The organism is Mesorhizobium sp. M7A.F.Ca.US.006.01.1.1 (assembly GCF_003997935.1).
GTDB lineage: Bacteria > Pseudomonadota > Alphaproteobacteria > Rhizobiales > Rhizobiaceae > Mesorhizobium.
Genome location: NZ_RZQL01000322.1, coordinates 1 through 6,535 on the forward strand (window position 1 = coordinate 1; position 6,535 = coordinate 6,535).

The 6,535-nt window shown below is 63.9% G+C and carries 6 protein-coding genes and 1 pseudogene; 1 reads left to right on the forward strand and 6 read right to left on the reverse strand.

The annotated features are described in order from the left end of the window. The 5 genes and pseudogenes from EN943_RS38635 to EN943_RS33550 form a co-directional block, all read right to left on the reverse strand. Positions 1–161: pseudogene (locus EN943_RS38635) on the reverse strand (ABC transporter permease); the annotation flags it as partial. Between the two features lie 223 nt (positions 162–384). Further along, positions 385–1,395 (reverse strand): ABC transporter ATP-binding protein, encoded by a 1,011-nt coding sequence (locus EN943_RS33535; protein WP_127416204.1) that lies wholly within the window; start codon positions 1,393–1,395, stop codon positions 385–387. Between the two features lie 171 nt (positions 1,396–1,566). Beyond that, the gene (locus EN943_RS33540; RefSeq protein WP_127416205.1) at positions 1,567–2,721 is read right to left on the reverse strand and encodes an ABC transporter substrate-binding protein; all 1,155 of its coding nucleotides are present in this window, start codon (positions 2,719–2,721) and stop codon (positions 1,567–1,569) included. 219 nt (positions 2,722–2,940) lie between these two features. Next, complete coding sequence (locus EN943_RS33545; RefSeq protein WP_127416206.1) at positions 2,941–3,852, reverse strand: LysR substrate-binding domain-containing protein; 912 nt, start codon at positions 3,850–3,852, stop codon at positions 2,941–2,943. 76 nt (positions 3,853–3,928) lie between these two features. Then, on the reverse strand, positions 3,929–4,558 hold the full coding sequence (locus EN943_RS33550) for a DedA family protein (protein ID WP_245476074.1): 630 nt from the start codon (positions 4,556–4,558) through the stop codon (positions 3,929–3,931). Positions 4,559–4,636: 78 nt separating this feature from the next. Between EN943_RS33550 and EN943_RS33560 the strand changes: the two genes are divergently transcribed. Beyond that, entirely contained in the window at positions 4,637–5,536 is a 900-nt protein-coding gene (locus EN943_RS33560) for an NAD(P)/FAD-dependent oxidoreductase (protein ID WP_127416207.1), read from the forward strand. Here the strand turns inward: EN943_RS33560 and EN943_RS33565 are convergent. Further along, positions 5,533–6,309 carry a DeoR/GlpR family DNA-binding transcription regulator gene (locus EN943_RS33565; RefSeq protein WP_027039687.1) on the reverse strand — a complete coding sequence of 259 codons (777 nt, stop codon included), beginning with the start codon at positions 6,307–6,309 and terminating at the stop codon, positions 5,533–5,535. The genes EN943_RS33560 and EN943_RS33565 overlap by 4 nt on opposite strands. Positions 6,310–6,535: the final 226 nt, after the last annotated feature.

A 6,535-nucleotide genomic window follows, 5' to 3' on the forward strand; every position in this document is an offset into this window, starting at 1 on the left:
CCGATATAGACGATGCCGAGCCACAGAACCGGCGGCAGCAGCATGAGCAGCAGAAGCACTTTCGGCTTGCGCCAGAAAAGGTCCGACAGCGCGCCGCGTAAGCCGCCGCTGCCGGGCAGGATGGCGGGGGCGGGATTGGAGTTGAGCGCGGCTGATGTCATGGCGCGGCTCCGTCTTGGCGGAGACTATGCGATAGGCCGCGATCCTTCGCGCCCCCCTCTGTCCTGCCGGACATCTCCCCCTCTAGGGGGGAGATTGGCTGTCCCTTCTGGTTTCGCCAACCTCCAACGCGGCAGAATTGGCGAGGCCAAAAAACTGCCGATCTCCCCCCTTGAGGGGGAGATGTCCGGCAGGACAGAGGGGGGTGCTTCGCGCAAACCTTCCTCATACCGGCTCGTCCATCAGATGCAGGTGCTCGCGGTTAAAGGTGAGTACGACTGCCTCGCCCTCCCCAGGCAAGGCCGTGCCGGCCGGCACGATGGCGTGCAGCCGCAGCCCGTCGGCGTCGAGCGCCAGCTTTGTCGTGGCGCCGAGATAATTGGTCGAGACGAGGCGGGCGGATACGCCTTCACCACTTGTGACCCCCTTGGCCGCGCGGCCGACGCGAATGGATTCAGGGCGGAGACTCCCCCAGCGATGCTGGCCGGAATAGCGCTGGACGAAATCCGGCGGCAGCACGTTGGAGGAGCCGACGAAATCGGCGACGAAGCGTGTCTTTGGCCGCTGGTAGATATCTTCCGGAGTGCCGATCTGCATGATCTTGCCGTCGTTGAAGACGGCGACGCGGTCGGCCATCGACAGCGCTTCGCCCTGGTCGTGGGTGACGAAGACGAAGGTGATGCCGAGCGCCTTCTGCAGCGACTTCAGCTCCTCCTGCATGTTCTCGCGCAATTTGAGGTCGAGCGCGCCGAGCGGCTCGTCGAGCAACAGCACCTTTGGCTGGTTGACCAGCGCACGGGCGAGTGCCACGCGCTGGCGCTGGCCGCCGGAAAGCTGGCCGGGGCGGCGGGCCCCGTAGCCGGGCAGCCGCACCAGTGACAGCGCTTCTTCCGCCGCCTTGTGCCGCTGAGCCTTGCCGACGCCCTTGACCATCAGCCCATAGGCAACGTTGTCGAGCACATTCAGATGCGGGAACAGCGCATAGTCCTGGAACACGGTGTTGACGTTACGACGATAGGGCGGAACGCCCTCGGCGCGTTCGCCGAAGATCGAGATCGAGCCCGATGTCGGCTGCTCGAAGCCAGCGATGAGGCGCAGGCAAGTGGTCTTGCCGGAACCGGACGGCCCGAGCATGGCGAAGAATTCCCCGGGCGCGATGTCGAGATCGACCGCGTCGACGGCGCGCACGCTGCCGAAATGCCGCGAGGCTTTCTGGAAGGAGACGGCGGAGGTCATGGGCTGTCAGTCCGTTGCCGGTTTGATGTGTTGATGTCGCACGACGTCCTACCTCCCCCTTATGGAGAGGTCGCGGCAAAGCCCCGGGTGGGGTGCCTCGAAAAACGCCGAGCAGGCCCCACCCCCGACGCTATGCGTCGACCCTCTCCACGAGGGGGAGGGTAAGAGCGCTCACCGCCCGCCGATGACGCCGATATAGTCCGACACCCAGCGGTAGTAGGGCACGCACTGATCGTTTTGGGTGGCGCATTTGGACACCGGCGTCTTCCAGAACTTGATCTTGTCGAAGTTCTCGTAGCCGTTGGTCTTGCAGCCTTCGTCGGTCAAAAGCTCATTGCCCTTGCAGGCGGCGGGCACGACCGGCAGCGAGCCGAACCAGGCCGAGACATCGCCCTGCACCTTCGGCGACAGCGAATGTTCCATCCACATATAGGCACAGTTGGGATTGGCAGCGTCGGCCTCCATCATCGTGGTGTCGGCCCAACCGGTGGCGCCCTCCTCCGGGATGGTGGAGGCGACCGGCTTCTTGGCGGCGACCAACGTGTTGACCTGATACGGCCACGAGCCGGAAGCGACGACACCTTCGTTCTGGAAGTCGTCGACCTGGATGGCGGCGTCATGCCAGTAGCGGCCGACCAGCGTGCGCTGGACGCGCAGCAATTCGAGCGCTGCCTTGTACTGGTCCTCGTTCAGTTCGTAGGGATCCTTGATGCCGAGTTCCGGCTTGTGGAACATCAGATAGTTGGCGGCATCGGCAATGTGGATCGGCCCGTCATAGGCCTGGACGCGGCCCTTGTTGGACTTGCCGTCCGACAGCTTCATTTCCTCGAAGACGATGTTCCAGCTCTTGGGAGCCTCCTTGAACACGTCGGTGTTGTACATCAGGACGTTCGGACCCCACTGGTAGGGAACGCCGTAGTGGGCGCCGCCGACGGTGAACCACGGCGCGTCCTTGAGGCGCTCGTCGACGGTCTTCCAGCTCGGGATGAGATCGGTGTTGATCGGCTGCACACGCTTGCCGGCAACGAGACGCAGCGAGGCATCGCCCGAAGCGGTGACGAGGTCGAAACCGCCCTCATTCATCAGCGAGACCATCTCGTCGGAGGTGTTGGCGGTCTTGACGTTGACCTTGCAGCCGGTCTCCTTCTCGAAGGAGGTCACCCAGTCATAGCCCTTGTCGGTTTCGCCGCGCTCGATATAGCCCGGCCAGGCAACGATGTTGACCTGGCCTTCGCCCTTGCCAAGTTCCTTGACCTGGGCGACGGCCTGACCGGAAAAGGTCAGCGCGACCGTCAGAGCAGTGCATGACTTCAGGAATGAATTCATTGTCGATCTCCCATTTAGGCGCCTGACCCTGAAAGCCGGTTTCGGTCTTCGTTAGGGGTCACGCGCGGACTGAAAACTGTCAGTTCGTCCGTTGGGCTTGATGCCGCTCTGATGGCAGCTGTGGTCCCTGGACGGAAAGTGCTTTGAAAATTCCGGTTTCGCAAATTCATTTATCAGAAGGGCGATATCGGTTTTTCCGATAGGTCGGCAGCTGATCTCTCAGGGACGCTGGCGGACCGTCCGTTGCGACTGGGCAAGGCCGATGAAATCGCGCGCCGCCTGCGGCAGACCGGAGCCGCGCCGCCAGACCATGCCGACCTGGACCACCGGCAACGAACCGGAAATATCGCGCGATTCGATGCGGTCGCCTTCCAGTGACCAGGGCCGGTAGACGAGGTCGGGCAGCAGCGCCACGCCTGCGCCGGTGGCGACGAGACTGCGCACGGCTTCCACGGAACGGGTGCGGAAGGCGACATGCGGCCTGGCGCCGATTGCCGTCAGCAGCTTGCCGGTGTTTTCCTCGATCTCGTCGACGGTCAGCATGATCAGCGTTTCGGAGGCGATGTCGCCAATGCTGATGATGTCGGCGCCAACGAGCGGATGGCCCAGCGGCAGCCACAGCCGGTAGGCAGAGACTTCGAGGATTTCCGATTGCAGGGCGGTGCGGTCACGCAGATTGGAGGTGACCATGACGGCAATGTCGAGCTTGCCGCCGATCAGGAGATGTTCGAGGTAGTCGCCATTGTCCTCGATGGCCGAGACCTCGACGCCAGGATAGGCACGGCGGTAGCGGGCAAGCAGATCCGACAGCACATAGCCGGCGACCAGCGAGGTGACGCCGAGTTGCAGCCGGCCGCCCGCCACCGCCTGCTCGCCGGAGAAAGAGCGGCGTGCATCGGAGACATCGGCGAGGATTTTCGTCGCATGGCGCAGGAATTGGTGACCCTTGTGGGTGATGTTGAGGCCGCGCGGGTGGCGTTCGAACAGTTCGACGCCGAGATCGCTCTCAAGTTCCTTGATCGCTTCGGTAACCGACGATTGCGAGATGGAGAGGTTCTGCGCGGCGCCCGAGACCGTGCCTTGCTCGGCCACGGCGATGAAGAACTGCAGCTGGCGGATGGTGAAAGCCATGGCCCGGACTAAACACCGGCTCGGAAGCGAAGGAAAGCCGACTGCAGAGCTTATCCCATGACCGGAGAGTTGGCGCTCAGCCGAGCGCCAACTTGATGCGCCGCCGGCATGCGGGGCCATAGCGCAGCGCAAGCATGAATGCCGTTTCGAGTGCTACGACAATGACAATGATGCGCAGGCCCACCGTGAAGGAATCCCGGCCGCTGCCGCGCAGCAGATAGCCGGTGGTGAGAAAGCCCGCGTTCCAGAGCGTGGCGCCGAGCAGCGTCGCGGCCGCAAAGGGCAAGGCCGGCAGGCGGAGCGCGCCGGCGGCGATCGGCAGGTAATTGCGCACAGTCGGGATGAACTGCGCCAGCAAGGACACCCGGACGTGATTGCGCCGATAGGCCTGGCCGAGCCTGCGGTAGGTCGCGTGGCGCAGGAAGACGTACTTGCCGAAACGCTCGACCAGCCTGTCGGCACGGTCCGGTCCAACCCGGCGGCCGACCGCATACCAGACAAGGCAGCCGCTGGCGGACGCAAGCGTCGTCACCAACAGCAGGATCGCCAGCGTCGAAGCCTCCGGCGCCGCCGTCATGCCGAGGAAGAGCAGCAGCACATGCGAGGGCGGTATTGGCAGGATCTTTTCGGTGAAGGCGAGGCAGAAAACGCCCAACAGACCGAAGCCGAGGATGGCTGCCAGCGGCCCCGTCATGCGAAGCACCATGGTGACGCCAACACCGAACGCTGGCCGACCTGACCGCCGATTTCCGCCGCCGTTTTGATCTCATTGGAGTCTCAAGCCATGCAGTATGATCTTGCCGTCGTGGGCGGCAGCTTTGCCGGCCTGTCCGCCGCCATCCAGGTGGCGCGGGCAGGACGCAAGGTGCTGGTGATCGATGCAGGCCGGCCGCGCAACCGCTTTGCCGAGCATTCGCACGGCTTTCTCGGACATGACGGGCGCGCGCCCAGCGCAATCCTGGATGACGCAAGGCGGCAGCTGCTGGCTTATCCGACAGCCAGGGTTGTCGACGGGCGCGCGGACAAGGCCGTTGCCGCTGGCAGCAGCGATTTCGAAATCACCACCGACAGCAGCGAGACATTCGGCGCCGCACGGCTGGTGCTGGCCACCGGGGTGCGCGATATCCTGCCGGGGGTTGCAGGGCTTGCCGAACTCTGGGGAAAGAGCGTGCTGCACTGCCCCTATTGCCACGGCTACGAAGTTTCCGGCGGGCCGCTCGGCGTGCTCGCAACCGGTCCGATGTCCATGCATCAGGCACAGCTGATCACCGATTGGGGCGATGTCACGCTGTTCGGCAACGGCCTGTTCGAGCCTGACACAGAGCAGATGCGCGCGCTGGAGAGCCGAAAGGTGCGGTTTGAGCCCACCAGCATCGCCGAGCTAAAGGAAGACGGCTCCGGCGGATTGATCGTCCACCTCGACGACGGCAGAAAGGCCGGCGTCAGGGCGATGTTCACCGCTCCGCGCAACATCATGGCCAGCCCGCTGGCCGAACAGCTCGGCTGCGGCTTCACCGAAGGCCTCCTTGGCCCGGTGATATCAGTCGATGACAGGCAGCAGACGACCGTGCCCGGCGTCTACGCCGCCGGCGACGCGGCACGTTCGATGCACAACATCGCCTTTGCGGTATCGGCTGGCACCTTTGCGGGCGTCTGCGCCCACCAATCGCTGGTCTTCGGTTAGAACCCGGCTTCCTCGCCGGCGATGCTGAGCCGCGCGCCGGCCTGGGCCAGGGCAGCAGCCAGGTCGTGCGGCGGCGAGCGGTCGGTGGCGAGTTCGGAAAAGCTGTCGAAGCCGCAGACCTGGACCAGACCAAGACGGCCGAATTTCGAGTGATCGGTGATGACGAGGGACCGCTGGCCGCGCGACAGCACCATGCGGGCGAACTCGGCCTCATCCAGATCAAAATCCATGACGCCCATCACCGCATCGACGCCCCCGGTGGAAATGATGGCGTGGCTGACCGAGAAGCGGCTGACAAAATCGATCGCCGAGGCGCCGAAAGCAGCACCGGAATCGCTGCGCAGCTCGCCGCCGGCCATGTAGACCTTATTGCCGTTGATGGTGGCCAGCGTGCGGGCAATGTCCGAGGAATTGGTGACGACCGTCAGGCGCCGGTGGCCGAGCAGTTCACGCGCAAGGAACGAGGTCGTCGTTCCGGTGTCGAGCATGATCGATTCCCCGTCGCGGATGGTGGCGGCGACCATGCGGGCAATGACGCGCTTGGCGTCGGCGTTCTCACGCATGCGCCGCTCGAACGGCGCTTCGCCGATCATCGACGGCAGGCCGATGGCGCCATGCATCTTGAGGACAGAGCCATCACCAGTCAACGGCTTGACGTCGCGACGCACCGTCTCCAGCGACACGCCCAGCCGGTCGGCCAGACTGGCGATGGTGACGGTGCCCTCTTCCTGCAGGAGCCGCAGGATCTCGCCGTGTCGTTTGGACTGGGCCATCTGGTTTCCCGAACTGATGCTCGTGACCGATTTTAAGGCAATCCAAGTGCTTTTAAAGGAACTACCTTATGCTTTCGGGCAAAATACCCAAAAAAAGTCACATCTTTTTGTTGACAAGCGGGCAACCCCGGCGTGAAATCAAAGACATCAACAGGCTTCAGATCTGCGACTGGGGGCAGAGCCGCAACTCAGTGGCCAGGCCGTTTGGAACGTGCCTGTACAAGGA